This is a genomic window from Pigmentiphaga litoralis (assembly GCF_048632615.1).
GTDB classification, from domain to species: domain Bacteria; phylum Pseudomonadota; class Gammaproteobacteria; order Burkholderiales; family Burkholderiaceae_B; genus Pigmentiphaga; species Pigmentiphaga litoralis_B.
Genome location: NZ_CP184479.1, coordinates 3,067,207 through 3,092,746, shown reverse-complemented (window position 1 = coordinate 3,092,746; position 25,540 = coordinate 3,067,207). Strand labels below are relative to the sequence as shown.

General features: G+C 65.6%; 23 protein-coding genes. 12 read left to right on the top strand and 11 right to left on the bottom strand.

All coding sequences use genetic code 11. The features are described from left to right. Nucleotides 1-400: 400 nt before the first annotated feature. The gene (locus tag ACNANG_RS13965; RefSeq protein ID WP_420223473.1) at nucleotides 401-1,126 is read left to right on the top strand and encodes a GNAT family N-acetyltransferase; all 726 of its coding nucleotides are present in this window, start codon (nucleotides 401-403) and stop codon (nucleotides 1,124-1,126) included. Nucleotides 1,127-1,135: 9 nt separating this feature from the next. On the opposite strand, the gene ACNANG_RS13960 is transcribed toward ACNANG_RS13965, so the two are convergent. The 3 genes from ACNANG_RS13960 to ACNANG_RS13950 form a co-directional block, all read right to left on the bottom strand. Next, on the bottom strand, nucleotides 1,136-2,260 hold the full coding sequence (locus ACNANG_RS13960; RefSeq protein ID WP_420223472.1) for a catalase family protein: 1,125 nt from the start codon (nucleotides 2,258-2,260) through the stop codon (nucleotides 1,136-1,138). 240 nt (nucleotides 2,261-2,500) lie between these two features. Further along, nucleotides 2,501-4,927, bottom strand: coding sequence for an endopeptidase La (gene lon, locus ACNANG_RS13955; protein ID WP_420223471.1), 2,427 nt, complete (start codon nucleotides 4,925-4,927; stop codon nucleotides 2,501-2,503). After that, on the bottom strand, nucleotides 4,924-5,331 hold the full coding sequence (locus ACNANG_RS13950) for an Hsp20/alpha crystallin family protein (protein ID WP_420223470.1): 408 nt from the start codon (nucleotides 5,329-5,331) through the stop codon (nucleotides 4,924-4,926). The genes lon and ACNANG_RS13950 overlap by 4 nt, the downstream gene beginning before the upstream one ends. 203 nt (nucleotides 5,332-5,534) lie before the next feature. Between ACNANG_RS13950 and ACNANG_RS13945 the strand changes: the two genes are divergently transcribed. Beyond that, a complete protein-coding gene (locus tag ACNANG_RS13945) occupies nucleotides 5,535-6,242 on the top strand; it encodes a UdgX family uracil-DNA binding protein (protein ID WP_420223469.1) in 708 nt (235 codons plus the stop codon). Here the strand turns inward: ACNANG_RS13945 and ACNANG_RS13940 are convergent. Continuing rightward, nucleotides 6,188-7,699, bottom strand: coding sequence for an ATP-binding protein (locus tag ACNANG_RS13940; protein WP_420223468.1), 1,512 nt, complete (start codon nucleotides 7,697-7,699; stop codon nucleotides 6,188-6,190). The two genes, ACNANG_RS13945 and ACNANG_RS13940, sit on opposite strands and share 55 nt — an antisense overlap. Next, entirely contained in the window at nucleotides 7,696-8,484 is a 789-nt protein-coding gene (locus ACNANG_RS13935) for a response regulator transcription factor (protein ID WP_420223467.1), read from the bottom strand. Before ACNANG_RS13935 ends, ACNANG_RS13940 begins: the two co-directional genes overlap by 4 nt. Nucleotides 8,485-8,713: 229 nt before the next feature. Between ACNANG_RS13935 and ACNANG_RS13930 the strand changes: the two genes are divergently transcribed. Genes ACNANG_RS13930 through ACNANG_RS13915 form a run of 4 tightly spaced genes read left to right on the top strand, consistent with a single transcriptional unit; the run spans nucleotide 8,714 to nucleotide 13,408 of the window. Further along, complete coding sequence (locus ACNANG_RS13930) at nucleotides 8,714-10,828, top strand: TonB-dependent receptor domain-containing protein (protein ID WP_420223466.1); 2,115 nt, start codon at nucleotides 8,714-8,716, stop codon at nucleotides 10,826-10,828. Between the two features lies 1 nt (nucleotide 10,829). Next, complete coding sequence (locus tag ACNANG_RS13925; protein ID WP_420223465.1) at nucleotides 10,830-11,207, top strand: iron transporter; 378 nt, start codon at nucleotides 10,830-10,832, stop codon at nucleotides 11,205-11,207. 12 nt (nucleotides 11,208-11,219) lie between these two features. After that, on the top strand, nucleotides 11,220-13,073 hold the full coding sequence (locus tag ACNANG_RS13920) for a PepSY-associated TM helix domain-containing protein (RefSeq protein WP_420223464.1): 1,854 nt from the start codon (nucleotides 11,220-11,222) through the stop codon (nucleotides 13,071-13,073). Beyond that, nucleotides 13,070-13,408 carry a DUF3325 domain-containing protein gene (locus tag ACNANG_RS13915; RefSeq protein WP_420223463.1) on the top strand — a complete coding sequence of 113 codons (339 nt, stop codon included), beginning with the start codon at nucleotides 13,070-13,072 and terminating at the stop codon, nucleotides 13,406-13,408. Before ACNANG_RS13920 ends, ACNANG_RS13915 begins: the two co-directional genes overlap by 4 nt. A gap of 149 nt (nucleotides 13,409-13,557) precedes the next feature. On the opposite strand, the gene ACNANG_RS13910 is transcribed toward ACNANG_RS13915, so the two are convergent. After that, the gene (locus ACNANG_RS13910; RefSeq protein WP_420223462.1) at nucleotides 13,558-14,574 is read right to left on the bottom strand and encodes an MBL fold metallo-hydrolase; all 1,017 of its coding nucleotides are present in this window, start codon (nucleotides 14,572-14,574) and stop codon (nucleotides 13,558-13,560) included. Nucleotides 14,575-14,731: 157 nt separating this feature from the next. Between ACNANG_RS13910 and ACNANG_RS13905 the strand changes: the two genes are divergently transcribed. Beyond that, the gene (locus ACNANG_RS13905; protein WP_420223461.1) at nucleotides 14,732-15,352 is read left to right on the top strand and encodes a TetR/AcrR family transcriptional regulator; all 621 of its coding nucleotides are present in this window, start codon (nucleotides 14,732-14,734) and stop codon (nucleotides 15,350-15,352) included. Nucleotides 15,353-15,522: 170 nt separating this feature from the next. Here ACNANG_RS13905 and ACNANG_RS13900 read toward each other — a convergent pair whose 3' ends face one another. From ACNANG_RS13900 to ACNANG_RS13885, 4 genes are read right to left on the bottom strand one after another with little or no spacing between them, the layout of a single operon-like run. Further along, on the bottom strand, nucleotides 15,523-16,503 hold the full coding sequence (locus ACNANG_RS13900; RefSeq protein WP_420223460.1) for a Bug family tripartite tricarboxylate transporter substrate binding protein: 981 nt from the start codon (nucleotides 16,501-16,503) through the stop codon (nucleotides 15,523-15,525). A gap of 42 nt (nucleotides 16,504-16,545) precedes the next feature. Continuing rightward, nucleotides 16,546-17,835, bottom strand: a complete 1,290-nt coding sequence (gene fahA, locus ACNANG_RS13895; protein WP_420223459.1) for a fumarylacetoacetase — start codon at nucleotides 17,833-17,835, stop codon at nucleotides 16,546-16,548. Then, a complete protein-coding gene (gene hmgA, locus ACNANG_RS13890; RefSeq protein WP_420223458.1) occupies nucleotides 17,832-19,157 on the bottom strand; it encodes a homogentisate 1,2-dioxygenase in 1,326 nt (441 codons plus the stop codon). Before hmgA ends, fahA begins: the two co-directional genes overlap by 4 nt. Before the next feature lie 17 nt (nucleotides 19,158-19,174). Further along, nucleotides 19,175-20,419 (bottom strand): cytochrome P450, encoded by a 1,245-nt coding sequence (locus tag ACNANG_RS13885; protein ID WP_420223457.1) that lies wholly within the window; start codon nucleotides 20,417-20,419, stop codon nucleotides 19,175-19,177. Nucleotides 20,420-20,591: 172 nt separating this feature from the next. Between ACNANG_RS13885 and ACNANG_RS13880 the strand changes: the two genes are divergently transcribed. Beyond that, the gene (locus ACNANG_RS13880; RefSeq protein WP_420223456.1) at nucleotides 20,592-21,401 is read left to right on the top strand and encodes an IclR family transcriptional regulator; all 810 of its coding nucleotides are present in this window, start codon (nucleotides 20,592-20,594) and stop codon (nucleotides 21,399-21,401) included. Here the strand turns inward: ACNANG_RS13880 and ACNANG_RS13875 are convergent. Then, a complete protein-coding gene (locus tag ACNANG_RS13875) occupies nucleotides 21,398-22,183 on the bottom strand; it encodes a helix-turn-helix domain-containing protein (RefSeq protein WP_420223455.1) in 786 nt (261 codons plus the stop codon). The two genes, ACNANG_RS13880 and ACNANG_RS13875, sit on opposite strands and share 4 nt — an antisense overlap. Nucleotides 22,184-22,320: 137 nt before the next feature. Between ACNANG_RS13875 and ACNANG_RS13870 the strand changes: the two genes are divergently transcribed. The 4 genes from ACNANG_RS13870 to ACNANG_RS13855 all read left to right on the top strand — a co-directional run bounded on the left by ACNANG_RS13870 (nucleotide 22,321) and on the right by ACNANG_RS13855 (nucleotide 25,530). Continuing rightward, nucleotides 22,321-23,316, top strand: coding sequence for a Bug family tripartite tricarboxylate transporter substrate binding protein (locus ACNANG_RS13870; RefSeq protein WP_420223454.1), 996 nt, complete (start codon nucleotides 22,321-22,323; stop codon nucleotides 23,314-23,316). 266 nt (nucleotides 23,317-23,582) lie between these two features. Continuing rightward, nucleotides 23,583-24,185 carry a PhzF family phenazine biosynthesis protein gene (locus tag ACNANG_RS13865; protein ID WP_420223453.1) on the top strand — a complete coding sequence of 201 codons (603 nt, stop codon included), beginning with the start codon at nucleotides 23,583-23,585 and terminating at the stop codon, nucleotides 24,183-24,185. 148 nt (nucleotides 24,186-24,333) lie between these two features. After that, a complete protein-coding gene (locus ACNANG_RS13860; RefSeq protein WP_420223452.1) occupies nucleotides 24,334-25,314 on the top strand; it encodes a Bug family tripartite tricarboxylate transporter substrate binding protein in 981 nt (326 codons plus the stop codon). 3 nt (nucleotides 25,315-25,317) lie between these two features. After that, nucleotides 25,318-25,530 (top strand): hypothetical protein, encoded by a 213-nt coding sequence (locus ACNANG_RS13855; RefSeq protein WP_420223451.1) that lies wholly within the window; start codon nucleotides 25,318-25,320, stop codon nucleotides 25,528-25,530. Nucleotides 25,531-25,540: the final 10 nt, after the last annotated feature.

Genomic DNA, 25,540 nt, shown 5'->3' with positions numbered 1-25,540 from the left:
TCAGGCTCGATCAGTTCAGCCTGAAACCCAACCTCTATCTCGTCTTACATGTAAGCGTTGACACATTTATGACAAACTGCGTCCGGCTTTCGCTGATTTCGGGGGTTGATATCACCCCGATGGATGAGTTTTTAACCTAACTGAACTAATGCTTAGGTGGTAAGAAAATTTCTTACATTACGCAGGGCAATATCGCACCGCAGATATAGTTGGACGGAGAGCATTCAAGACATTCTCCTAGCATACGCCGTTGCGATTACCGCAAATCCGCGACGATCCGGCAGAGCTACTTGGGGAGGTGGAGGGACAGTCGTCATAACAGGCGCTAATCTACATTCCGTGAACGTCATAGCACTTCGGCGAACACTCCACTTGTATCGCTGACAGATCCCCGAGAAAAATGATTGCCATCCAAAAATTCGACGTCGATGACTGGTCCGCCGTGTGGGCCATCATCGCACCCGTGATTCGCGCCGGTGAGACCTTTGCTTACTCGCCCGAAATCAGTGAAGCCGAAGCCCGCAAGCTTTGGGTCGACCAGCCGGTGGCAACCTACGTAGCGAAGAACGAACGCGGTGATGTCCTCGGGACCTACTACCTGACGGCCAATCAGCCCGGCCTGGGTTCTCATGTCGCCAGCTGTGCCTACATCGTTTCCGACCGCGCAAAGGGTCAGGGCGTGGCCAGCCTGATGTGCGAACACTCGCAGCAAATGAGCATGCGCCTGGGTTTCCGCGCCATGCAATTCAACATGGTCGTGGCGACCAACCTGGCCGCCGTTCAACTTTGGCAGCGCCTGGACTTCGAGATCATCGGCACCCTGCCCGATGCTTTCCGCCATGCGTCGCTGGGCTTTGTCGACGCCCACATCATGTACAAACGCCTGGGTGCGCCTGCCAATGACCGCATGGTCATGAGCGGCAACCACGCCATGTCGCCCTGGGCCAGCCTGCCGGCGCCCACGGGTATGCGCCGGGCCCGCCGCGTGGCAGTGCCTTGCACGGCGCGCGTCGTCGTCTCCAGCGGCCATTCGCATTCGTCGGGCCAGCGCCGTCACCGCAGCGACAGCATGGCGCCGCAGGCGGCCGCCATTCGCCGCCGCCGCGCTCGCGATCCCTATCCCTGAACTGACGCCTTAGTCCGGAAGGTCGGCGGTCCCTGCCAGTCGATGCATGGGACAGCCGTTGGCCTGGCTCCGGAAGTCCACCGAGTGCGTATAGGTCGACTTGCGAGCCCGCATCACGCCGCCCAATGGCTGGTGCTCGACCACCCCTTTCCATGGGCCAAAGGCCATGCTGTCATCCACCAGAGCGTGCCGCGCGTCCGTCCATGCGGGTTGAGGTTCGGCCCGGATTGTCGCCACCCGGACAAACGGGCTTTCCTCTTCCGGCCATTCCTTGGACGCATCTTCGATTGGCATGGTTTCCAGATTCGTGCAGAGCTGAACCTGGATTTCCCATTCGGCTGACTGCGTCTCGAAGAACGTCCGCATGGCTTCGCGCAGGCCGTCAGGCTTGTCGTCCAGGTCCACGGGCGCATCTTTGAGGGCGACCAGGGCCGGCGATACCGGCACCACGGCGATCTTGGCGACATACTCGCCGTAGCGCAGCGGCAGCACGGTCGTATAGGTTTCGCCAAGCAAGTGGGTCAGCGGATGTCCCCCCAGGCTTTTGATCGTACCGCTTTCGCCACCCACGGCTTCGATCCCTTTTTCCAGGCCGCGCAGCACGGCGGACAAGGCCTGCTTGAGCCCGGGCGCCTTGTCGGTCGTGCCGGCCAGCATCTTCAGGTTCTTCAGGAACGCCTTGGGCGTGGGCGCGGTGAACGCTTTCGCGTTCTGCATGACGAAGTCCTGCGAGGTCTCGTCTTCGGAACCGGGCAAACGATCGCCTTCCACCCCCAGCACCTTGACTGCCAGCCCGCGCGGCGTGGACACCTTGTCGTTCAGGATGTCACCCGGATTGGTTGAAAAGCGCATCACGACCTCATGCGATCCCGGCGTCTTGAAGATGCCCTGGGCCAGCGTCGCGGGCAGCCCCGCATCGACCTGCAGCACGCCGCGCAACAGCGCATGGCTTTTTGCGTGCACGCTGCGTTCGGCGTGACCGCTGTCTTCATAGACGGTGGCGCTGACCTTGTGCAGGGCATCGGTCAGCCCCTGGATGGTTTCGGCTTCGTCAGGCTCGGGTTGCTCCAGATCCGCGCGGTAGCGGACGGGGTCGGTGGCGGACAGTGCTTGCGGGAAGGTTGCGGCGGTCATCACAGTCTCTTATATGGTTGAGTCAAAGCGCGCAGCGCAATTGATGTTCCCGACCGCAATGCGTGCCTTGCCGGCCGGCGTGCCCATCGCATGCCAGGGGAAGCAGGCGCCAAGGTCGGCCTGGCGTGAGGGTTTGCAAGGATGCCGCCGTCTCACACCGCCAGGAACGCGTAAAAAAGGCGATCGTTGCCGATCGCCTTGGGACTGCCTGCAGGTGCCGTGGGCCGGCGCCTGATGCGCTCAATGCGCCACGGCTTCAGGGCTCAGCACGTCTTCTCCAATGGCGCACCGTACGGCGTCTTCCACCGTGTCGAGCAACACAAACTCGAGCTTTTCGCGGGCTTCCGCCGGCACGTCTTCCAGGTCCTTCGCGTTACGCCGGGGCAGCATGACGGTCTTGATGCCGGCACGCAACGCCGCCAGCGTCTTCTCCTTCAGGCCACCGATCGGCAGCACCTGCCCGCGCAGGCTGATCTCGCCCGTCATCGCGACGTCGGAGCGGATCGGCTTGTCGCTCATCAGGGATGCCAGCGCCAGGTACATCGCCACGCCCGCGCTCGGACCGTCCTTGGGCGTGGCGCCGGCCGGCACGTGCACGTGGATGTCGATCTTGTCCATCGCATCCCCGCGCGCCGCCTTGACCAGAGTCAATGCGGCCTGCACCGATTCCTTCATCACGTCACCCAGTTGACCGGTCAGGATCAGCCGGCCTGTCCCGGGCACCTTGCTGGCTTCGATGAACAGGATGTCGCCGCCGACCGGCGTCCATGCCAGCCCGGTCGCCACACCCGGCACGCTGGTGCGCAAGGCCACTTCGTTGTCGAAGCGTTTGCCTCCCAGAATGCCCGGCAGGTCGTCCGCCGTGATCGTCACGGCCGCCCCTTCGCCTTCGGCCACTTGCATGGCCGTCCGGCGCAGCACCGCGCCGATCTCGCGCTCCAGGCCCCGCACACCGGCTTCCCGGGTGTAGTCACCCACCAGCGACGCGATGGCGTCGTCGGTCACGGTCACCTGTTCCGTCGTCAGGCCGTTGGCCTTCAGCTGGCGCTCGACCAGATAGCGTTTGGCGATCTGGATCTTTTCTTCCTCGGTATAGCCGGGCAGCTGGATGATTTCCATCCGGTCGCGCAGCGGGCCGGGAATCGTGTCGAGCACGTTCGCGGTGCAGATGAACATGACACGCGACAGATCGAAGTCGACGCCCAGGTAGTTGTCGCGGAACTTGTGGTTCTGTTCGGGATCGAGCACTTCGAGCAACGCACTGGCCGGATCGCCATGGAAGCCACCGGCGCCCAGCTTGTCGATCTCGTCCAGCATCAGCACGACGTTGCTGGTCCCGGCACGACGCATCGCCTGGATGATGTTGCCAGGCAAGGCGCCCACGTAGGTGCGGCGATGCCCACGGATTTCCGCTTCGTCATGCAGGCCGCCCATGGCCACCCGCTGGAAGGCGCGGCCGGTCGCGCGGGCGATCGATTGCCCGAGCGAGGTCTTGCCCACCCCTGGCGGACCCGAGAAGCACAGCACCGGGCTCTTGCCTTCCGGGTTGAGCTTGCGCACCGCCAGGTATTCCAGAATGCGCCGCTTGATCTTCGGCAAGCCGAAGTGGTCGTCATCCAGCACCTGGCGAGCCTGGCCGATGTCGATGGCTTCCTGCGGTTCGACCTTCCACGGCAGTTCGGTCAGCCATTCCAGATAGGTACGCACGGACGATGCTTCGCCACTGCCATCGGCCATCCGCTGCAGCCGCTTCAGTTCCTTTTCGGCGTGCTTGTGGATGTCTTCGGGCATGCCTGCGGTATCGATCGCGGCGCGCAGCGCTTCGACTTCCTGCGCCGATTCATTGCCTTCGCCCAGCGCCATCTGGATCTGCTTGAGCTGTTCGCGCAGCATGTGTTCGCGCTGGCGCTCGTCGAACTGCGCGCGCGTCTTGTCGCCGATTTCCTTCGACAGCTTGAGCACTTCGACACGGGCCGACAGCGCGGCAATCACCTTGTCCAGGCGACGTTCGAGATCGAAGGTTTCCAGGATGTCCTGCTTTTCTTCGCTCTTGACGTCGACCAGATTCGCGACCATATCGGCCAGCGCGGCAGGCGAGTCGATGTTGCGCACCACGCCGGCCAGTTCATCCGGAATGTGCGGCAGCAGGCTGATGGCTTCGATCGACCGTTCCTTCAATTGCAGGAAGCGCGCATCGATGTCCCTGCCCTCGCCCTTGGGCTGCTCGACCATGGCGACGCGCGCGACCAGGAAGGGCCATCCTTCCAGGAATTCGAGCACACGAAAACGCGACTGTCCCTGCACCACGAGGTGATGGGTGTCGTCCTGGCCCGTGATGTAGCGCACGATCGGGCCGGCCGTGCCGACCCAGTACAGGTCGGACGGCGACACGTCGGTGGTCATGGGATCGCGCTGCAGCAGGAAGCCCACCTGATGCTCGTTCTTGACGGCTTCCTGCGCCGCGGCAACGGCGCTCGCGCGATGCACGGTCACTGGCGACAGGACGCCAGGAAAGAGCACGGACGCGCGCAACGGAACGATGGCGATCGCGTCGTCGGGCAGGCGCTTGACGGCGCCTTGGGCTGGCGTGGGCGCGGCGGCTGAACCCCCGGCGTGGGGGCCATCTTCACCGGTCCGCAGGTCCTGCATCGGGGAAACATGGATCATGGATTTACCTTTACCTTGGTCAGCGTCAGCAGCAGGCACCCGTCGGCCCATTCAGGGGGAGAAGGGTTCAGTGCGTGGAGAGGCAATGCGATGCGTCGCTCGAAACGGCCGTAGGGAATTTCGATGCGGTGGATGCGTGCCGAACGGGGCGCCGGAAAGCGGCGCACGCCCGACACCGTGATCCCGTCAGGATCGAAACCGACCACGATGCCCGATGCCGGCACGCCCGGCAGGGCGATATGGATCAGCACTTCGCTGGCGGTTTCCACGACATCGACGGGAGGTTCCCAACAGCGGCCTTCAGCCGCCCCGTTCTGGAAGAACTGCCGGTGCAGGCGGTCGGCCTGCTCGAGCAGTGACAGGGCATCGCCCCACATCCAGGAACCCAGGTCTCGTGATCTCATGGCGCTCGTACCTCTTGCGTATAGGCACTACATGGCGATGCGCGGGGGCTTTCAAGTGGGGGCCGACGGATGAGGCAAAACGGCCACACCGCGGCCCCTGTGATGCCGATGCCAGGCATACGGCATGCTGAACGGCGGTGTGCTGACAATCAGCATGCGTTGCATCCGCACACCGACGAGCAGACCTTGCAGGAGGGCCCGCCATGCCCCGCACGACCGAGACGACGACCGCTGGCCGCCACACGGCCCCTCGCGCTTCGAACGCGAAAGGCGTCGCAGATCACGCGCCCGAAGCAAGCGCGCCAGAAGGCACACCCATCGAGATCCTGCCCGACCAGCAGCCTTCCAGGCTGGACGACTGCCGCCGCTGCGCCCTGTGGCATGACGCGACGCAAGGCGTCGCCGGCGCCGGGCCGAAGCACGCGCCATTGATGATGGTGGGCGAACAGCCGGGCGACAAGGAAGACCTGGCGGGCGAACCCTTCGTGGGTCCGGCCGGTGCGATGCTGGACGCGGCGCTGAAAGACGCCGGTGTGCCACGCCACGATGTCTATGTGACGAACGCGGTCAAACATTTCAAGTGGGAGCCGCGTGGCAAGCGGCGCATGCACAAGACGCCCGCGCAAAAGGAAATCGCCGCCTGTCACTACTGGCTCGAGCAGGAACTGGAAGACGTCAGACCGCGGGTGATTGTGGCCCTGGGTGCAACGGCCCTGAAGTCGGTCCTGTCGCAACGTACGGCCACCCTGCAGAGCGTGATCGGCACCGTGATCGACCACGAAGGCCGGCAAGTGGTGCCGACCTATCATCCGTCATTCGTGCTGCGCGCGCCGGATGAGGACACCCGCAAGCGTGCCTATGAGGCGATCGTGGAAGCGTTGAAGGTGGCGTACCGGGCAGCAGGCAAGTGATCCTGGGCCGACAGGGTGGCGTCCGGCCCCGTGACAGGCAGGCACAGGCTGACGATCAGGCCGGGCCCATCATCCCGGTTGCAAGCCGACACCCGCCCCCCATGACGGCGTACGGCTTCGGCCACGATCGCCAGGCCCAGACCGACGCCGCCTGAATTCCGATCCCGCGCCGCCGCCACGCGAAAGAACGGGGCAAAGATGCGGTCCAGATCGGCCTGCGGCACGCCGGGTCCCCGGTCGGCAATGTCGACGCAGACCCAGGCGCCTGCGTGGGCGTGTGCGTGCGCCGATTCCTCTTGTTCCTTCATCGCCACGACCACTTCCGATCCCGACGGCGAAAACCGCAGCGCGTTGCGCAGCACGTTTTCGATCGCGCTGTGCAGGGCAACGGCATCGCCATGCAGACACAGTGGGCGGGAGGCGCGCACGACCCGCACGCCGATCTGACGCGTGCTGGCTTCGAAGCGCGCATCGTCCACCACGCGATCCACGATCGGATCGAGCACCAGCGCATGCAGCGCGCCGGTGCGCGCTTCCAGCGTGGCCGATTCCAGAATGCGGCGTGTCATCTCTTCCAGGAAAGCACACTCGCGCTCGATGCGGTCGAGTTGCAGGGGCAGGCGCTCGCCGCCCCGGCGCGCCAGGCCCAGGGCCACCTGCAGGCGGGCGAGCGGAGACCGCAATTCATGCGAGACGTCGCGCAGCAGTGTTTCCTTCATGGTGATCAGGTCACGGATGCGCGCCGCCATGGTCTCGACATCACGCGCCAGCACGCCGACGTCATCGCGCCGGGTCGACGCCCTGCCCATCGACGGCTGCGTCAGATCGCCCGTGGCCAGCCGCCGCACGCCCGCCTGCAGATCGCGCAGCGGCAGCACCAGGTAGCGCGCCAGGCCATAACAGACCAGACCGCTGACGGTCAGCGCAAAGATCAGCAACAGCCAAGGCAGATTCGGATGGCCAAAGTCGCCGAAGCCGGGGGTGAACAGGGGATCGAAGATGAGTTCGTAGTGGGTGCTGTCGCTCAGGTAGAGCCGGCGGATGTTCCACCATGCCTGCCGATGCGCGGCACGCAGTGTCGATTCGGGTTCCATGCCTTCGACATAGCCGGGGTCATCGACGTAGCGTCGCACGGTCCGGGCGCGGTAGGCCTTGATGCGGTCATCGGCCAGTTCCGACAATTCCCGGGACAGCAGGTCGTCGTTGCGTCTGTCAACGATATAGACCGCCAGCATGGGGTGTTCGTTTTCGGTGTCGCGGATCCATGCGCGCAGGCCGGGCAGCCCGTCGGCCAGGGCAATCGCACGCGCCTCGGTCGCCAGCGCCGACGGATCGATGGCTGCCAGGGCCTCGCTGCGGCCGGCTTCGGCACGGGACATCACGACGATCACGCCCGTCACGATCAGGCCCATCGCCAGCCAGAAGCAGATGACGATGCGCAGGAACAAGGAATTCACGCCGATGGCCCGGGAATGGCGGTCCCCGCGGTCAGCACATAGCCGAAGCTGCGCAGTCCGCGGATCTCGGGCACCGATGCGTCGGGCGCATTGGCCAGATCGGCGGCCCGGCGCAATTTTCGGCGCAGATTGCTGACGTGCGTATCCAGGCTGCGGTCATAGGCTTCCAGGCTGCGGCCCAGCGCCAGTTCGGTCAGGTGTTCACGGCTGACCGGCGTGCCGGCCTGCCGCGCAAGCATGTCCAGGACCCGCAGTTCGGCCGCGGTCAGGCCCAGGTCCATCCCGGCCAGCGTCGCGCGCTGCGACGACGGCACGACCCGCAACAGTCCGATCACCGTGGCGTCGGGCTCCACGGCAGCGTCACGCAAGGGCGCCTGCGTGCGACGCATGACCGCGCGGATACGCGCCATCAATTCCAGCGGGTCCACGGGCTTGCACAGGTAGTCATCGGCGCCCAGTTCCAGACCCGAGATCCGGTCGGCCGGCGCGGTGCGCGCCGTCATCATGATGACCGGCACCTGCGACCGCCGCCGCAGTGTCTGCAGCAGTTCGAAGCCATCGGCGCGCGGCAGCATGACGTCCAGCACCACCAGGTCGAAAGGCTGCTCCAGCAGCAGACCCAGCGCCGCCACGCCATCGTGCGCCAGCGTGACGGCGTGCGCCTCGTCGCTCATGAACTCCACCAACATCTGCGCCAGTTCAACGTCGTCTTCCACCAGCAGGATGGACAGCGGCGCGGCGGGGGACGGCCTGCCGTCGGGCGGAGCGCAGACGCGGGCGGCCAAACCGTCCGCAGCATTGCCTTGCCCAGACGCGCCGACGAATTGTGGCCTGAGTGCGACGGGAAAGGAAAGAGAGGCGCGAGTGGACATCAAGAAGTCAAAAGATAGCCAAAGTTGGGAACCTGCCGAACAGACAGCGCCCGTGAAACCTTATAGTAAATCAGGTTAGCAACCATTCTCATTTAGATCCATAGGTAACGTCGGAATCCCCGCATTTTTCAAGAGTTGTCGCATGCCCTCCCCTGTGCTCCGTTTCCCCACCCCTTCCTGCCTGACTGTCGCCCTTCTTGCTGCCTTCGCCAGCCCCGCCCTGCATGCCCAGACTGCGTCACCCAGCCCTGTCACGCTCGACAGTGTCGTCGTGTCGGCGTCGGGCTTCGAGCAGGACATCAAGGAAGCGCCTGCATCCATCACTGTCGTGACCAAAGAGGAGCTGGACAGCGGCGCCTTTCGGGACCTGACGGACGCCCTGCGCAATGTGGAAGGCGTCAGCGTGACCGGAGCGGCCGCGCAGCAAGGCGGGGGCGGCTACGACATCAGCATTCGCGGCATGCCCGGCGCCTACACCCTGATCCTGGTCGATGGCCGCCGGCAGAATACGCGTGAAGCCCGCACCAACGGCAATGCCGGTTACGAAGCCGGCTGGATACCGCCACTGGAGGCGATCGAGCGGATCGAAGTGATTCGCGGCGCCATGTCGTCGCTTTACGGTTCCGACGCCATGGGCGGCGTGGTCAACATCATCACGCGCAAAGTCGCCAAGAAATGGGGCGGCTCGGTCCGCGTCGAAGGCACACTGCAGGAACGGTCGGCATCCGGCAATTCGGGCGGCACCAACTTCTACCTGAGCGGGCCGATCAAAAACGACCTGCTGGGCCTGGCCCTGTTCGGCGGCTACTTCAACCGCGCCGAAGACGAGATCCTGTACGGCTTCAACCGCGCCGAGAACACGAATTTGAACGGCCGCCTGTCGCTGACGCCGAACAAGAACCACGACATCGTGCTCGACCTCGGCCGCAGCCGGCAGGACGTGTCCTACCACCGTGGCGAATCGGTCACCGCCACCACGGCGTCGGGACGCAGCCTGAACCAGCGCGACAACATCGCGCTGACGCACACGGGCCGATATGGTGATCTGGGCACGTCCACCGTATCGATCTACCAGGAAGAATCCTATCGCCGCAATTTCGACCTGGAAACCGGCGCGGTGCCGGCGTCGCCCAACAAGCTGCGCAACACCGTGCTCGACGGCAAGTGGACCCTGCCGCTGGGCAACCACCTGATGACCGTAGGCGGGCAATACCGCAAGGAAGCCTTCACCGCCAACAACTACGTGGGCCGCGAGTGCATCCGCACCAATCCCGCCGACCCGTTTTTCAACTGCGTCGCGCCGGGCACGCCGAACAATGGCAGTTCCTATCGCGCGATCAACGTGGCGGATTCCAAGCTGTCGACGGTGATCAAGGCCGTGTTTCTGGAAGACGAATGGCGCCTGACCGACAACCTGATCCTGACGGGCGGCGTGCGGCTCGACGACCATGAAATCTTCGGGCGCGAAGTCTCGCCGCGGGCCTATGCGGTCTACAACCTGAACGACGAATGGACGGTCAAGGGCGGCGTGTCGAAGGGCTACAAGGCGCCTTCCGCGCGCGACATCCTGCCAGGTTACGCGCTGTCGTCAGGGGGCGGCAATGGCGGCGGTTCCATCGTGATCCGGTCCAACCCCGATCTGCAGCCCGAAACCAGCATCAACCAGGAAATCGGCCTGCAGTACGGCAAGCGCGGCGGCGTATCGGGCGGGGTCACCCTGTTCAACAACGACTTCAAGAACAAGATCACTGAAGTGACGTTGCCGGGCGTGGTCGATCCGAACTTTCCGGGCGCCACCATCCGTTCGCGCGTCAACGTCGGGGCCGCCGTGATGCGCGGCGTCGAAGCCAATCTGAAATGGCCGGTGACCCGCACCGTGTCGTTGCGGGGCACGTACACCTTCATCCGGTCCAAGATCACCGACGACCCCGTCAACGGCCAGACCGGTCTGCAACTGGCGGGCACCCCCAAACAGGTGCTGAGCGCGACGGTGGAATGGAAGCCCAACGATCGCGCGACCGGCTGGACGCGCCTGCTGGCCTACGACCAGCAGATGAAACTGAACCGCACCAGCGCCGTGCCGACGATCTCCCCGGGCTATGCGCAGGTAGACCTGGGCGGCTCGTACAAGTTGACGAAGGCAACGACTCTGAGCGCCGCGATCTACAACCTGGGCGACAAGCGCCTGGACTACGACGTCGCGAACCAGTACATCGACGGCCGCCGCTTGTGGCTGGCCATGAATATGACCTTCTGACATGACGACGCCTACCGCCACCGACACCGGCGCTGCGCCGGTCCTGCTTCCCGCTGCGACGGGGGATGCCAGCGCGAAGGCCCCGGCGCGGGTCCGGCGGCCGGCGCCGCCGGTCCTCCAATACCGCCTGCGGATCGCGTCGCGGGCCGCGGCGGCGATCTTCGGCGGCTATGCGCTGGGCGCCAGCACGGCCACCGTGCTGGCCGCGGTACTGCCGCTGCCGCGCGTCGACGCTGTGCTGCTCACCACCATGCTGGCCTTCCTCGTGCACGCTGTTGCCGCGATGTGGGCCTTTCGCTGCACCAGCATCACACGCTTGTGGATGGGCCTGCTGGCGCCGTCCGCCGTCTGCTGGGCCATTGCCCACTACGTTCTTTGACAGGGTCGCGCCATGCGCATCGATGGGAAATCCGAAGGTCTGCGGCAGGCGATGTCGTGGTTCCACACGTGGTCCGGCCTGCTGCTTGGATGGCTGCTGTATGCCGTCTTCCTGACCGGCACCCTGAGCTTTTTCGTGGATGAAATCAACGCGTGGATGCGCCCTGAGCTGCACCGTTCCGTGCCGCAACCCGACACGGCGCAACGCGCGCTGGACGGCATGGCGCGCCTTGCGCCCGATGCAACCACCTGGACCCTGGGCCTGCCTACCGAACGGCAGAACGCCGTCGAAGCGTCATGGCGCAAGCCCGGCGCGGCGGCCGGCCGCGCAGGTACCGAACGCGCCATGCTCGACGCCGCCACCGGCGATCCGATCACCGTGCGCGACACCCGGGCCGGCAGCTTTCTGTATCGCTTCCACTTCGAACTGCACGCCATGCCGCGCGTGTGGGGGCGGTGGATCGTGGGCATCGCGACCATGGTCATGTTCGCGGCGATCCTGAGCGGGGTGGTCACGCACAAGAAGATCTTCATCGACTTCTTCACCTTCCGCCGCAACAAGGGCCAGCGTTCGTGGCTGGACGCGCACAACGCCACGGCCGTGCTCGCGCTGCCCTTGCACATCGTGATCACGTTCAGCGGTTTGCTGTTGTTGATGAACATGCTCATGCCCTTCCCGAAGGATGCGGTCTACCGAGGCGACAACGCGGCGTTCTTTGCCGAGTTTCGCGGGCAGGCGCCGGCGGCGCAGGGTCAGTCAGGTCAAGGAAGTGGGGGCCAGGCAGGGAATGGCGATGCGCGTGGCGGTGAAGCGGGTGGTGGTCAGGGTCGGGGCGGCGGTGGCCGGCGTGGCAACGCGGCCGTGGCTGACGGCCCGATGCCCCTGACACCGATCGCCCCGCTGATGGCGCAGGCGCAGGCGGCCTGGCCCGGACGCGAGGTGGGCGCCATCGTGGTCACCCGCCCTGGCGCCCCGGGCGCGCGCATTGAATTGCGCGAAGACGGCGGCCGCAAGCTGACGGAACGTGGCGGCAGCCGCAAGCTGGTCTTCGATGGTGGCAACGGAAGGCTGCTTGAGCAGGACACGCCGCCACCGCCTTCTGCCATTCGCGCGACCTACAACGTCATGACCAGCCTGCACCTGGGCCGCTTTGCCGGACCCGCCATGCGATGGGCGCTGTTCATCGGCGGAATCATCGGTACGCTGATGGTTGCGACCGGCATGGTGTTGTGGGTCGTCAAACGCCTGCCGGAACGCCGCAAGCTGGGCGCCACGCCGCGCGGCCATCGGCTGGTCGAAGTGCTGAATGTGGCCGGCATTGCCGGCTTGCCGCTTGCCATCGGCGCCTACTTCCATGCCAACCGGCTGATAGACCCCACCTTCGCCCAGCGCAGCGCCTGGGAAATCAACACGTTATTCATCGTGTGGCTGGTTTGCCTGGTCCACGCCGCGTTGCGGCCGCATCGCAGCGCCTGGCGCGAACAGTTGACGCTGGCTGCGGGGCTTTTTGTGTCCCTTCCAATATTGAACGCGCTCACGGGCGGCGCGGGCCTGAGGGTCAGCATCCCGGCTGGCTTGTGGGCGGTCGCTGGCGTGGACGTGGCATGTCTGGTGATCGGCGCCTTGCTGGCCTACGCCGCATACCGCCTGCGTGGCGGCGGCAAGGGCACGGTCCTGGCAAAGACGCCGCGGCGCAAGGCTGACGGCGCGCGACGCAGCGCGGATGACGGCGCCTCATCAAGCCGGCCAGACGCGGGCCCGGCTTCCGCCAGCGACCCCGCCATGGCGCGGACCGCCACGGCGGCATCGGGTGCCTTGCAGCGTCCCCCTGGCCGGACGGAGGCACTGCCGGGAGCCGCATCATGAACGGACTGGCGACCCTGCTGCTGTCCTACTCGGGTTTTGTCGGGCTTGCCTTGGCGATGGACCGGCATCAGGAACAGGCGGAACTGCCTGCCCTCGATGGCCGCCGACGGATCGGCTGGCGTGTGCTTGGCTCGTTGCTGCTGGTGCTGGCGCTGATGGCGGCGATTCAGGCCGAAGGCACCTCGGTCGGCATCAGCTTCTGGCTTGGCATGCTCAGCATTGCCGGCATCGCCTGCGCCCTGATGTTCAGCTATGCCCCGCGACGCGTGCTGTCGTCAGCGGCGATCATTGGCGGGGCGGGAGTGCTGGCCTGGCTGAATGGATATGCGGGATAAGGCAGGCAATCCCACCGGCTGGCGGTTGCGGGTCATGCCGTCGTTGCGGGTCATGCCTTAGTTGCGGGTCATGCCTTAGTTGCGGGTCATGCCTTAGTTGCGGGCCATACCGCGGGCCGGGCATGACGGGGCCGGCATCCGCCCTGCCTTTACGCCGTCACGGCATCGACACCCACCCACCACGCCTCCCCCGCATGCGGCGCGCCGATCGCCACGGCCTCCCCCATACGCGGCGTGGTGACCTGCACGCCGTGTTGCTTGCCCAGGGCCACGATCCGGTCGTACGGTTCATGCCAGTCGTGGAAGGCTAGGTCGAAGGTCCCGTTGTGGATCGGCAGCATCCATTTGCCGCGCAGGTCCAGGTGCGCCTGCAGGCTTTCTTCCGGCTGCATGTGCACGCCCGGCCAGCGCGCATCGTAGGCGCCTGTCTCCATCAAGGTCAGGTCGAACGGCCCATAGCGTTCCCCGATCTGGCGAAAGCCGGCCGAATAGCCCGTGTCACCACTGAAGAACACTCGCGTATCGCCATCCACGATGATCCACGACGCCCATTGCGTGCGGTTGCCATCGCGCAGGGTGCGGCCGGAAAAGTGCTTGGCCGGACCCGGCACGAAGCGGATGCCATCCACGTCGGTCTCTTCCCACCAGTTCAATTGCCGCACCTTGTCTGCCGGCACGCCCCAGGCAATCAGCCGGTCGCCCACGCCACGCGGCGTCAGGAACACGTCCGTTTTCGGCGCCAACGCCTGAATGCTGGCGTAATCCAAGTGGTCATAATGGTCGTGCGACAGGATCACGCCACGCAATGGCGGCAGGTCCTTCATGGCGATCGGCGGCGCGTGGAAACGCTTCGGGCCGGCCCACTGGACAGGCGACGCGCGTTTCGAAAACACCGGGTCGGTCAGCCAGAACCCGCCACGCAGCTTGAGCAGCAGCGTGGAATGGCCAAGCCGGTACACGGTGTGGTCGGGCGCGGCCAGCAAGGCAGCGGCTGTGAGGGCATGGACCGGAATCCTGCCCGACGGCCGGGTGGTACGAGGCTTGGCAAAGAACACCTTCCACATCAGCTTGAGCGTGTTGAACAGCCCCGCCTGCACCGGGCGCTGCGGAACCCGCGCGCGCAAGGCGGCGAGCGGGGAAACGACGGAAGACGGGGTATCGGACATGGACGGAACAGCTCCGGAAAGAGGGATGTGTCTGCTCAAAGTACACTGTACGGTGTAGTTTTATCGAGTGTAGAGAACGCTGCGTGAAAAGTAAACTGGTCAGTGTAAGATTTCAGCCCGTTCTAAATGACACGATTCCGCCAGCGAACGTTCCCCGATGACCGAAGCCCCACGCCTGACCGACCGTAAACGTGACGCCATCCTGGCGGCCGCCATTTCCGAATTCCGTGCCAACGGGTTCGAAGCCACCAGCATGGACCGGATTGCCACACGGGCAGAAGTGTCCAAGCGGACCGTCTACAACCACTTTCCCAGCAAGGAAGCGCTCTTTGCGGACATCCTGGTGCAGCTGTGGAACGTGAGCGCGCCCGAGCGGGAACTGGCCTATCGCAACGACGTGCCGCTGCGCGATCAGTTGCAGGAACTGCTGGCCGCCAAACTGCGCATGCTGAATGACACGCACCTGTTGGACCTGGCCAGGGTAGCGATCGCAGCCGCCATCCATTCGCCCGAGCGGGCGCAAAGCATGGTGGCGCGATTGGGAGAGAAGGAAGAAGGCCTGCTGGTGTGGCTGCGCGCCGCTCAGGACGATGGCAAGTTGCGCGGCGCCGATCCCGTGTTCGCCGCGCAGCAGTTGCACGGCATGCTCAAGACCTTCGGTTTCTGGCCGCAGGTCACCATGGGCGAACCGCCGTTGTCGGCGGAACGGCAGCAGGTCGTGGTGGCGACCACGGTCGACATGTTTCTGGCGAGATATGACCGTGCAGAGCGTGGCTAGCGCGATCCGCCCAGGCTGATCACGCCGCGCCGCCCTCGCCCGCCCTCTTGGCCCGGGCGATGACGGCGGTCACCTCCCTTGCCGCCAAGCCACCGGCGAGGGGCCGCTTTCCCGCCGGCCGCCCAAATACATAAGGTCCAGCTTATCTTTGATAGATAAGCCCGACCTTATCAATCCAGGCTGATCTTCAGGTCCTTGATCAGCTTGTGCCAGATCGCTGTCTCTTTCTGGATCAACGCGGCGTATTCCTGCGGGGTGCCGCCCACGGGTTCCACGCCGAATTCCACGAGTTTCTTGCTGACGGCGGGGGTGTGGATCGCGGCGGACACGTTCTTTTGCAGCGTGGCGATGACGTCGGGCGGGGTACCGGCCGGCGCCACCATGCCGACCAGCGCGGCGGCTTCGACACCGGGCACGCCAAGTTCGGAAAAGGTCGGCACATCGGGCAGTTGCGGCAGGCGGGTGGCGTTGGCCACCGCAATCGGGCGCACCTTGCCTCCCTTGATGAACGCATTGCCCGCGGCAAGGTCGGTCATCATCGCCGCCAGTTGGCCGCCAGCGACGTCGACCAGCGCCGGTGCGGCGCCTCGGTAAGCGATGTGCAGCATGCGCAAGCCGGCACGTTCCTTCAGCAGTTCCATGGCAAGGTGATGCGGACTGCCCGCCCCGGCCGACGCATAGCTGAACTTGCCAGGCGCGGCCTTGACCTTGGCCATGAAATCCTTGGCGTCCTTGATGTCCGTGGTCTGGCCGACGACCAGGATCATGGGGAAGCGGCCCATCAGGCTGACGGGCGCCAGGTCGCGCAGCGGGTCGTAGCTGAGCGACTTGTACAGCGCCGGGTTGAAGATCAGTGTGCCATTATCGGCCGACAGCACGGTCGTGCCATCGTGCGGCGCGCGCACGGTTTCCACGGCGCCGATCGCGGTGTTGCCGCCCGGACGGTTGTCGACGACAACCGTCTGCCCGGTGTTCTCCGCCAGTTGCGCGCCGATGGTCCGGGCCAGGAAGTCCGACCCGCCGCCCACGGCGTAGGGCACGATCCAGCGCAGGGGCTTCGCACTAGGGGCCTGCGCCCATGCGCTGCCGGCCAGGACCCATCCTGACGCAAGTACCGACGCGGACAAAGCCAGCTTGATGAACGTTTTCACAGGTGTCTCCGAATATTGTTGTGGATCGAACTGGGGGCTGGATCAGCTCTTGATGGGATGCGCAGGCAGGATCGTGCCAGTGCAGGTACCGAACCCGACGCGATATCCATCGCCCTGGCACCAGCCGGTCAGGATCAGTTCATCGCCATCTTCAATGAAGGTGCGGGTCTCGCCACTGTTCAATGTGATCGGTGTCTTGCCCCCTGCCGTCATTTCCAGCAAGGAGCCAAGCGAGTCCGGCGTCGATCCGCTGATCGTGCCCGACCCCATCAGGTCGCCGACCCGGGTGTTGGTGCCGGACACGGTGTGATGCGCCAGTTGCTGGGCCATGGTCCAGTACATGAACTTGAAGTTGGTGCGCGCCAGGGTCGTGGCCGCACTCTGGTTGGCCGGCCGGATCGCGGCTTCCAGGTGCAGGTCGAACGCGTGGTGGCCGTCGTGCCGCAGGTAGTCCAGCGGCACCGGGTCCTGCGCAGGCTGCGCGCAGCGGAAAGGCTCCAGCGCATCCATCGTGACCACCCAGGGGGAGATCGTCGTTGCGAATCCCTTGGCGTTGAAAGGGCCCAGCGGCACGTACTCCCAGGCCTGCAGATCACGCGCGCTCCAGTCGTTCAGGAGCACCATGCCGAAGATGTGGGACTCGGCATCCTGGCAGGCAATGGGATCGCCCAGGCCGCTCGGCACACCCACGAAAAATCCGGTTTCGAGTTCGATGTCGAGCCGAAGGCAGGGCGAAAATACCGGACGTTCCTGATCCGGCTTCTTGATCTGGCCATTCGGACGGCGCACTGGCGTGCCGCTCACGATCACCGACGAGGCGCGGCCGTTGTAGCCGATCGGAATCTCGAGCCAGTTCGGCATCAGCGCGTTCTTGGGATCGCGGAACAGTGCGCCCACATTGGTTGCATGTTCCCGCGACGAATAGAAGTCGGTGTAGCCAGGAATGTCGACGGGCAAGTGCATCGTGGCCTGCGACTGCGGCACCAGGGCCGTCTGCCGCAAGGCCACATCATCGCGCAGGGTCGCGTTGTCGTCGGACAGCAGTTGCGTCAGTTGGCTGCGCACGCTGCGCCACACGTCGCGGCCCGCTGCCATGAAGGGATTGAGCGTGCGCTGCGCAAACAGTCCGGCGGGTGCGTTCAACAGGCCACGCGCTTCCAGCACCGACAGATCGAGGATCTCGTCACCGATCGCGACGCCGACGCGGGGGTCGGCCGACGCCGCGGAAGTAAACACGCCGAACGGCAGGTTCTGGATCGGGAAGTGAGAGTCCGCGCGATGGGCGGATGGCACCCAGCTTTTCTGATGGGCGGCGGGTGGGGTGGCGGTCATGGAGTCTCCGGGTTGAAGTGCCGTGTCAGGTCCTGCCAGCACTGGAAGTAGTTGGCTTGCAATTGCGACGACGCCAGCGCTCGCTGGGTCGGCTTGATCAGGGTGCGCGTCTCGAACATGAACGCCATCGTATCGCCTACCTTGTGGGGCGAGCGGGTGTCGGCATTCGAGGCCTTCTCGAACGTGCCGGCGTCCGGGCCGTGGCCCGACATGCAGTTGTGCAGGCTTGCGCCGCCCGGCACAAAGCCTTCGGCCTTGGCGTCGTACGCGCCATGGACCAGGCCCATGAATTCACTGGCCACGTTGCGGTGGAACCAGGGCGGCCGAAAGGTATCTTCGGCCGTGAGCCAGCGCGGCGGGAAGATCACGAAGTCCAGGCTGTCCACCCCTGGGGTGTCGGTAGGCGCATGCAGCACCAGGAAAATCGATGGATCCGGATGGTCGTAAGTGATCGAACCGATCGCATTGAAGCGGCGCAGATCGTATTTGTAGGGCGCGTAGTTGCCATGCCAGGCAACCACGTCCAGTGGCGAATGGCCCAACCGCGCGCGCCACAGCAGACCGCCGAATTTGGCGACCAGGTCGAACTCGCCTTCCACGTCTTCATAGGCGGCGTGGGGTGTCAGGAAGTCGCGGGGATTGGCCAGGCCGTTGGACCCGATCACGCCGAGGTCGGGCAAGCGCAGCAAGGCGCCAAAGTTCTCGCACACATAGCCGCGCGCATCGCCATCGGGCAGCGTCACCCGAAACCGGCAGCCGCGCGGGATCACGGCGATTTCCTGCGGCTCGATCGTGAGGCGGCCCATTTCGGTATCCAGCACCAGCCGCCCCTGCTGCGGCACGATCAGCAGTTCGCCATCCGCGCTGTAGAAGAAGCGCGTCATGGACTGATTGGCGGCATACAGGTGGATGGCGCAACCCTCCATGACGTCGGCGGACCCGTTGCCTGCCATCGTAACCAGGCCGTCCACGAAATCCGTTGGCACGTCGGGCATGGGCAGCGGATCCCACCGCAACTGGTTGGGCGGCGTGGGCGGCACGCGGCCAAAGTCACTGACCAGGCGGCCGTCGTCAGGCAGAGGCTCGAACGGCAAGTGCACCGCGGCAGGCCGGATCCGATAGAGCCAGGACCGGCGGTTGTGGCTGCGCGGTGCGGTGAAGGCCGTGCCCGACAGCTGCTCGGCGTACAGACCGTACGGCGCGCGTTGAGGCGAGTTGCGGCCTATGGGCAAGGCGCCCGGCAGCGCCTCGGTAGCGAATTCATTTGCGAAGCCCGACATGTAGCCGGCGTCGGTCGGGGTCGGTAGGGATGGCGAGTTCATGAGCATCCTTGATGAGATCAGCCTTGCACCCGCGCCGGCACCCGCAGGAAGCCGCGAAAGCGGGCGCGGCCGCCGCGTACCGGGGGCGCGGTCAACGTGTAATCCGGAAAACGCGCCAGGAAACGCGATATCGCGATCGCGCCTTCCAGCCGCGCCAGCGACATGCCAGCACACTGATGAATGCCGCTGCCAAAGGCCAGGTGCCGGTTGGGCGACCGCGCGATATCGAAGCGGTCCGGATCGGGAAACTGTTCGGGATCGCGGTTGGCCGCGCCGATACAGAGCGTGACCGACGTGCCGGGTGGCAGCGTCACGCCGCCGATCTCGACGGTTTCGGTGGTCATGCGGTTGCCCAGCTGATTCGAACTTTCGAACCGCAGCACTTCTTCGATCGCGGGCTTGATCAGGTCCGGCTCGGCAATCAACCGGGCTTTCTGGTCCGGATAGTGCGCCAGCGCGACCAGTCCATTGCCGATCAGATTGGTGGTGGTTTCATGCCCGGCATTGAGCAGGAATACGCAGTTGTGCAGCAGCTCACCCGACGTGAGCCGTTCGCCATCGGGTTCGCCTTGCAGCAGGCGGGTCAGCACATCGTGCTCGGGATCGCCGGGCGACGCGCGGCGCTGCGCGATCAGCCCGTCCAGATAATCCAGGAACTGGCGCAGTGCCGCATTGCCTTCCTGTGCCGCGGCCGGCGTCACCACCGGTTCCAGCGCGCCCAGGATGGCCAGCGACCAGTCGCGCAGCGGCTCGCGTTCATCGTGCGGCACGTCGAGCAAATTGCCGATCACCTCGACCGGAATGGCCGCGGCAAAGTCTTCGATCAGGTCGACCTCGCCCTTGGCGGCCATGCGGTCCAGCAGCGTATCGACCAGACGGATCAGACCGGGCTCCATGCCCGCAATCGCCCGCGGCGTCAGTGCGCCCGCGATCAGCCGGCGCACGCGGGTGTGCAGCGGCGGATCGTTGAATACCAGGCTGGTGGTGTGATGCTCGAACAGCAGCGAATCGCCAAACTTGGGTTTGAACTCGACCTTTTTGTCGCTGCTGTACACCTTCGTGCTTTTGTAGGCCGCGATCAGATCGGCATAGCGCGTGAGGAAGACCCCGCCGCCCGGCAGCTGTTTGACCGGAGCGTGTTCACGCAGCGCGTGATAGGTCGGAAACGGGTCGTCGTAGAACGCCGCCGGCAGGCGGGCCAGGTCGAAGGTATCGGCCAGCGCGCGCGAGTCCGCGGCCAGGCTGGGGAAGTTGCTGTGCATGTCTCGTCACCACGTCCTGGTGTTCGTCGATGGGTGCGCCGCTGGCAGGCAGCAGCTTACTTCTGACGTAATCGGTTTACGGCAAGAGTAATTTCAAGGGCGCGGCAGGGTCAAGCCGAATTACGCATGGCGTGCTAGAGTTACGCCAGACGTAATCAATGAAAGCCGACTCATGACTTCCGACACCAGCACCGAACTGCGCGGGGCAGGCGGCGTGCAAGCCCTGGAAACGGGCCTGTCCGTGCTCGACGCCTTTGCCGGTTTCGTTCGCCCGGCCATGCTCAAAGACATCGCCCAGGCCGCGTCCATGCATCCCGCCAAGGCGCATCGCTACCTGGTCAGCTTCATCAAGTTCGGGTATGTCGAACAGGACGCGCATGGCCGCTACAGCCTGGGCCGCAATGCGCTGCGCATGGGGCTGGCCGGGCTGGCTCAGGTCGACGCGATCCGGCTGGTCACGCCGCTGCTGGATGAACTGAGCGTCACGGTCGGCGAAACGGTGCTGGCGGCGGTCTGGGGCAACCGTGGGCCGACGGTGGTGCAATGGCGCGACTCGCCGCATCCGGTCACCGTCAATGTGCGGCCCGGGTCCGTCATGCCCTTGCTGGCGTCCGCCACGGGGCGCGTCTTTGCGGCCTTTCTGGACCCGGCCCTGACGGCGTCGTTGATTGCGGATGAACTCAAGGAACGCAAGGCTGCCCGGGTCAAGCGTTTTCCGGAAACCGCCAAAGAGGTGAAGGCGCTGACGCGCACGGTGCGCGACAGCCATGTAGGTGTGGTGATGGGGGACCTGGTGCCCGGCATCAATTCGGTCAGCGCGCCCGTGTTCGATCACGATGGCCGCCTGGTGCTGGCCATTACCGCGCTGGGCAACGATGCCGTGTTCGATGCCGATCCGTCAGGCCCCATTGCCGATGCCGTCCGCCAGGCCGCCCGAACCTTGTCGGACCGGCTGGGGCATGGCGTGCTGCCGGCCGCTTAGTCGCGCAACGGCCCGTCCAGACGGCCGTGCAAGCGCCCGTCCGGCACGTCCCGCAACAGGCGGCCCAGATGGCCGCTGTTCGCAAAGCCGAGTTCGGCGCTGACCTGCGCCAGCGGCGCGCCAGCAGCCAGGTGGGCGCGCGCGGCGGCCGCAAGCAACGACCGCCGCACCGCCACCGGCGTCTGACCGAACTCGGCCAAACACGCCCGCTGCAATGTTCGCAGGGTCACGCCCAACCAGGATGCCGACTCGGCAATCGCAGGCAGCGCGCGGCCATCGGCCAGCCGGGCTTGCAGCAGGTCCCGCCACCGGTTGGCAAGCCCGGCTGGCGCGGCCGCCTGCGCAGGCTTGACGCGGCTGCTCGCCAATTGCGCGATCAGGGCCTGCACCAGCCCGGGGGCAGCATGGGCCGACAGCGCCGGCATCCACAACGCGTCAAGCATGGCCTGCGCCGCGCCGTCCAGCTGCAGCACGCCGCCGGCTTTCCATGCCTGCGCCCATTCCGGCGCCAGATATAGCTCGCCATGCTGCTGCAAGGCGCTGTCCGATCGCGTGCGATGCGCAACATGGGCCGGCAGGAGCAGGGCCTGGCCTTTGACCAGCCGGTCTTGCAGGGTGTGATCTTCGATGCCCCACGCCGTCAGCAAGGCGCCCGCGCGCGGCCACAGCAGCATCGCGCAATCGTGCGTGTGCCACCGGAAGGCATAGCCGGGCTGGCGGCTGGCCGCGAGCGCAAAGCCGTCACGCGCAATCAGGTCGAGCTTGGAAGAAAGCAGGGTCATCGATCCAGTATCGGCGCGCGGCCGCATTCGTGCAAGACCGGCCGCCGTGTCGCCTTCGGGATCGCCCGATGTCGCGTCCCGGTTTGGTTCGTCGGGACAGGGACTTCTAGCATGAGGTCATCGAACAGGAGGTCCCGATGCCCACGCTGACATCCCCCAATACGTCCGCACTCCTTCCCACGCTTGCCCTGGCGCTGGCGGCCAGCACCGTCCTTGCGGCCATGCCGCTTCAGGCCCAGGCGGCCTGGCCCGACAAACCGATCACGCTCATCGTGCCCTTCCCGCCCGGCGGCGGCACCGACCTGGTGGTCCGATCCCTGCAGGCCGGCATGAGCCACCAGCTCGGCCAGACCGTGGTCATCACCAACGTCGGCGGCGCGGGCGGCACGATCGGTTCGGCCCAGGCCGCCAGGGCGCGCCCCGACGGCTACACTGCCCTGGCCGTCACCACCAGCACGCATGCCGTGGCAGCCAGCCTGTACAAGCAGCTGCCCTATGACCCGGTGTCCGACTTCAGCTACGCCGGCTTCATTGGCACGTCGCCCTATGTGCTGGTGGCCAACGGTTCCTTGCAGGCCAAGTCGGTCGCCGACATCGCCAGGATCTTGAAGGCCAAGGGCAATGGCAGCTATGCGTCGGTCGGCGCGGGCACCGTCTCCCATCTGCTGGGCGAAATGTTCGCGAAAGACCGTGGGCTGGCCCTGACCCACATTCCCTATCGCGGCGCGGCGCCGGCCTACACCGATCTGATCGGCAATCAGGTCGACATCCTGTTCGACAACCCGGTCGGACTCGCCCCCTTCGTGCGCAGCGGGAAGATGACGGCGTTGGCAACGACCGCACCCACCCCCATCCTTCCCGATGTCCCGACCTTTGCGCAGCAGGGCATGCCCGCCTACACGCAACAACTCTGGTACGGTCTGGCTTTTCCCAAAGGCACGCCGGCCGATATCGTGACGCGCGCCAACGCCGCGTTGAATGCCGTGCTGAAGGACCCGGCCGTGGCGCAGGACCTTGCCGCCAAAGGCGTGGCGGTGCGTGCCGATGCCCCTGAAGCATTGACCGGCGCCGTGGCGCATGACGTCCCCTTCTGGGGCAAACTCGTCCGATCGATTGGAGTCCAGCTTGACTGATATGCCCGAACCCCGTGCAGGCGACGCTGCCTTGCTTCGCGTTTTTGTGGACCCGGCGCATGGCGACCGGGGCGGCAATCCCGTGCCCCTGGTGCTGGACGCCACCGGCATGAGCGCCAACGCCATGCGTGACCTGGCCGCGCAGCACGGTCATGAATCGTCTTTCGTCCTTGCGCCCGACGATCCCGCCACCCACGACTGGCGCCTTCGGTTTTCGTGCCCGGGCACGAGATGGAAATGTGTGGCCATGCCACCGTGGGCACCTTGTGGGCGCTTCGCCAGTGGGGACGCTGGACGACCCCCAGGCCCGCGTGCAGACGCTGAGCGGCAGCGTGGAGGTGTCGTGGGACGACGAACGCGGCTGGGCCTGGGTCTCGCAACCGGCGGCCACCGTCCAGACCCTGACCGATGATCAACGCGACGCCATTGCACGGGTACTGAACATCGACCCCGCGCTGCCCGGACTGCACGTCGTCAACGCCAGCACCAGCCGGGTCAAGACCCTGGTGCGCGTGCCCGATGCCGCCACACTCGATGCCATCACGCCGGACTTCGGCGCCGTCGAAGCGCTATGCGACGCCATTGGATCGACGGGCCTGTATCCCTATGCATTGGAAGCCACCGGCGCCACCGCGCGGCAGTTTCCCAAGAAGTCCGGCTACCCCGAAGACGCCGCCACCGGGATTGCCGCCGCCGCGCTGTGGGGCTACCTGCATACCCACGCCGGCGCGGCCGTCGCATCGACGGCCGACGCGCCTTTCACGGTCCGCCAGGGAGTGGCGATGGGTGCGCCCTCGGCCATCCGCATCCGGGCGCGCGGCGATGCGCCCGGATGCTGGCTCAGTGGCGACGTGCACTGGATGCGGTAGCCGAATGCGGTAGCCGCACACCGCCGGATCCCCTGCCGGCGCCGCCATCATGCGCACCAGCCATATCCGGTATGGCTGGGAAGGGATGGACAGCGCAGGGCGCGAAATCCTACCTTGAAGACTCCTCACCGCACCAGGAGTCACAAGCATGGATCGTCGAGAGGTATTGCGTTTTGGGATGGCCTGTTCGGCCCTGGGGCTGGCGGGCAAAGCGGGCGCGCAAGACGCCTTTCCGAACAAGATGATGAAGGTGGTGGTGGCCTATCCGCCGGGCGGCGTGACCGACCTGGCGGCCCGCCTGATCGCCGAGATCCTGACCAAGGAATACGGCAAGCCGGCCATTGTCGAGAACAAAGGCGGCGGCACCGGCACCGTGGCGCAGCAGTACATCCTGCAGCAGCCGCACGATGGTCATGTACTGCTGTCAGGCGGGCTGGGCGGGCAGGTGCTGCCCGTGATTCTGAACCCGAACCTGCCCGTCAACCCGCAGACCAACTTCGTTCCGGTCGCGCAGCTGGCGGAGTTCGTCAACGTGCTTGTGGTCGGCAAGGACATCAAGGCGCAAAGCGTGTCCGAGCTGATCGAATACGCCAGGTCGCGCCCCGGAAAGTTGAATTACGCAACCAACGGCGTGGGCACCTCGGCCCATTTCACGTCCGAGCTGCTGAACCTGCAGGCGGGCACGCAGTTCGTGCACATCCCCTACCGATCCAGTGGCGAGATCATTTCCGGGCTGCGTAATGGCGATGTGCACATTGCGTTCGCCAATGCCCCGACGGTAAACACGCTGGTGCAGGGCGGCACGCTGCGCGCGCTGGCGGTGACCAGCGCGCAGCGCAGCAAGGCCCTGCCCAATGTGCCGACCATGGTCGAATCGGGGCTGCCCGAATTCGTGGTGACGAGCTGGCTGGGCGCGTATGCCCCGGTCGGCACGCCGCCCGACATCGTCAAGAAACTGGGCGATGTCATCGTCAAGGGCGCGCAGCAGCCCGAGAACGTGCAGCGCCTGGAAACGGCCGGCTTCCAGCTGGCCGTCAAGGACAGCGCCGCCTATGCGGACTTCAATCGAGACGAACTCGCGCGCTGGAAAGACGTGGCCCGGCGCGCCAACATCCAACCGGAAAGCTGAACGATGAGCGGACACAATGCATTGAACGTGGTGGACCTGACCCCGGGTACCCGACTGAAGACCCAAGAAGGCGCGGTGGTCGAACTGGTGGAGAATCCGCGCGATGGTGTGTGGCTCATCTGCAAGACGCTGGAAAACGCCGCGGATCCGGACTCGGTATCCGAGGTCGAGCAGCCGGTGTTCGCACAGGACATCGTCGGCCTGGCCGACTCATGACACCGGGTTC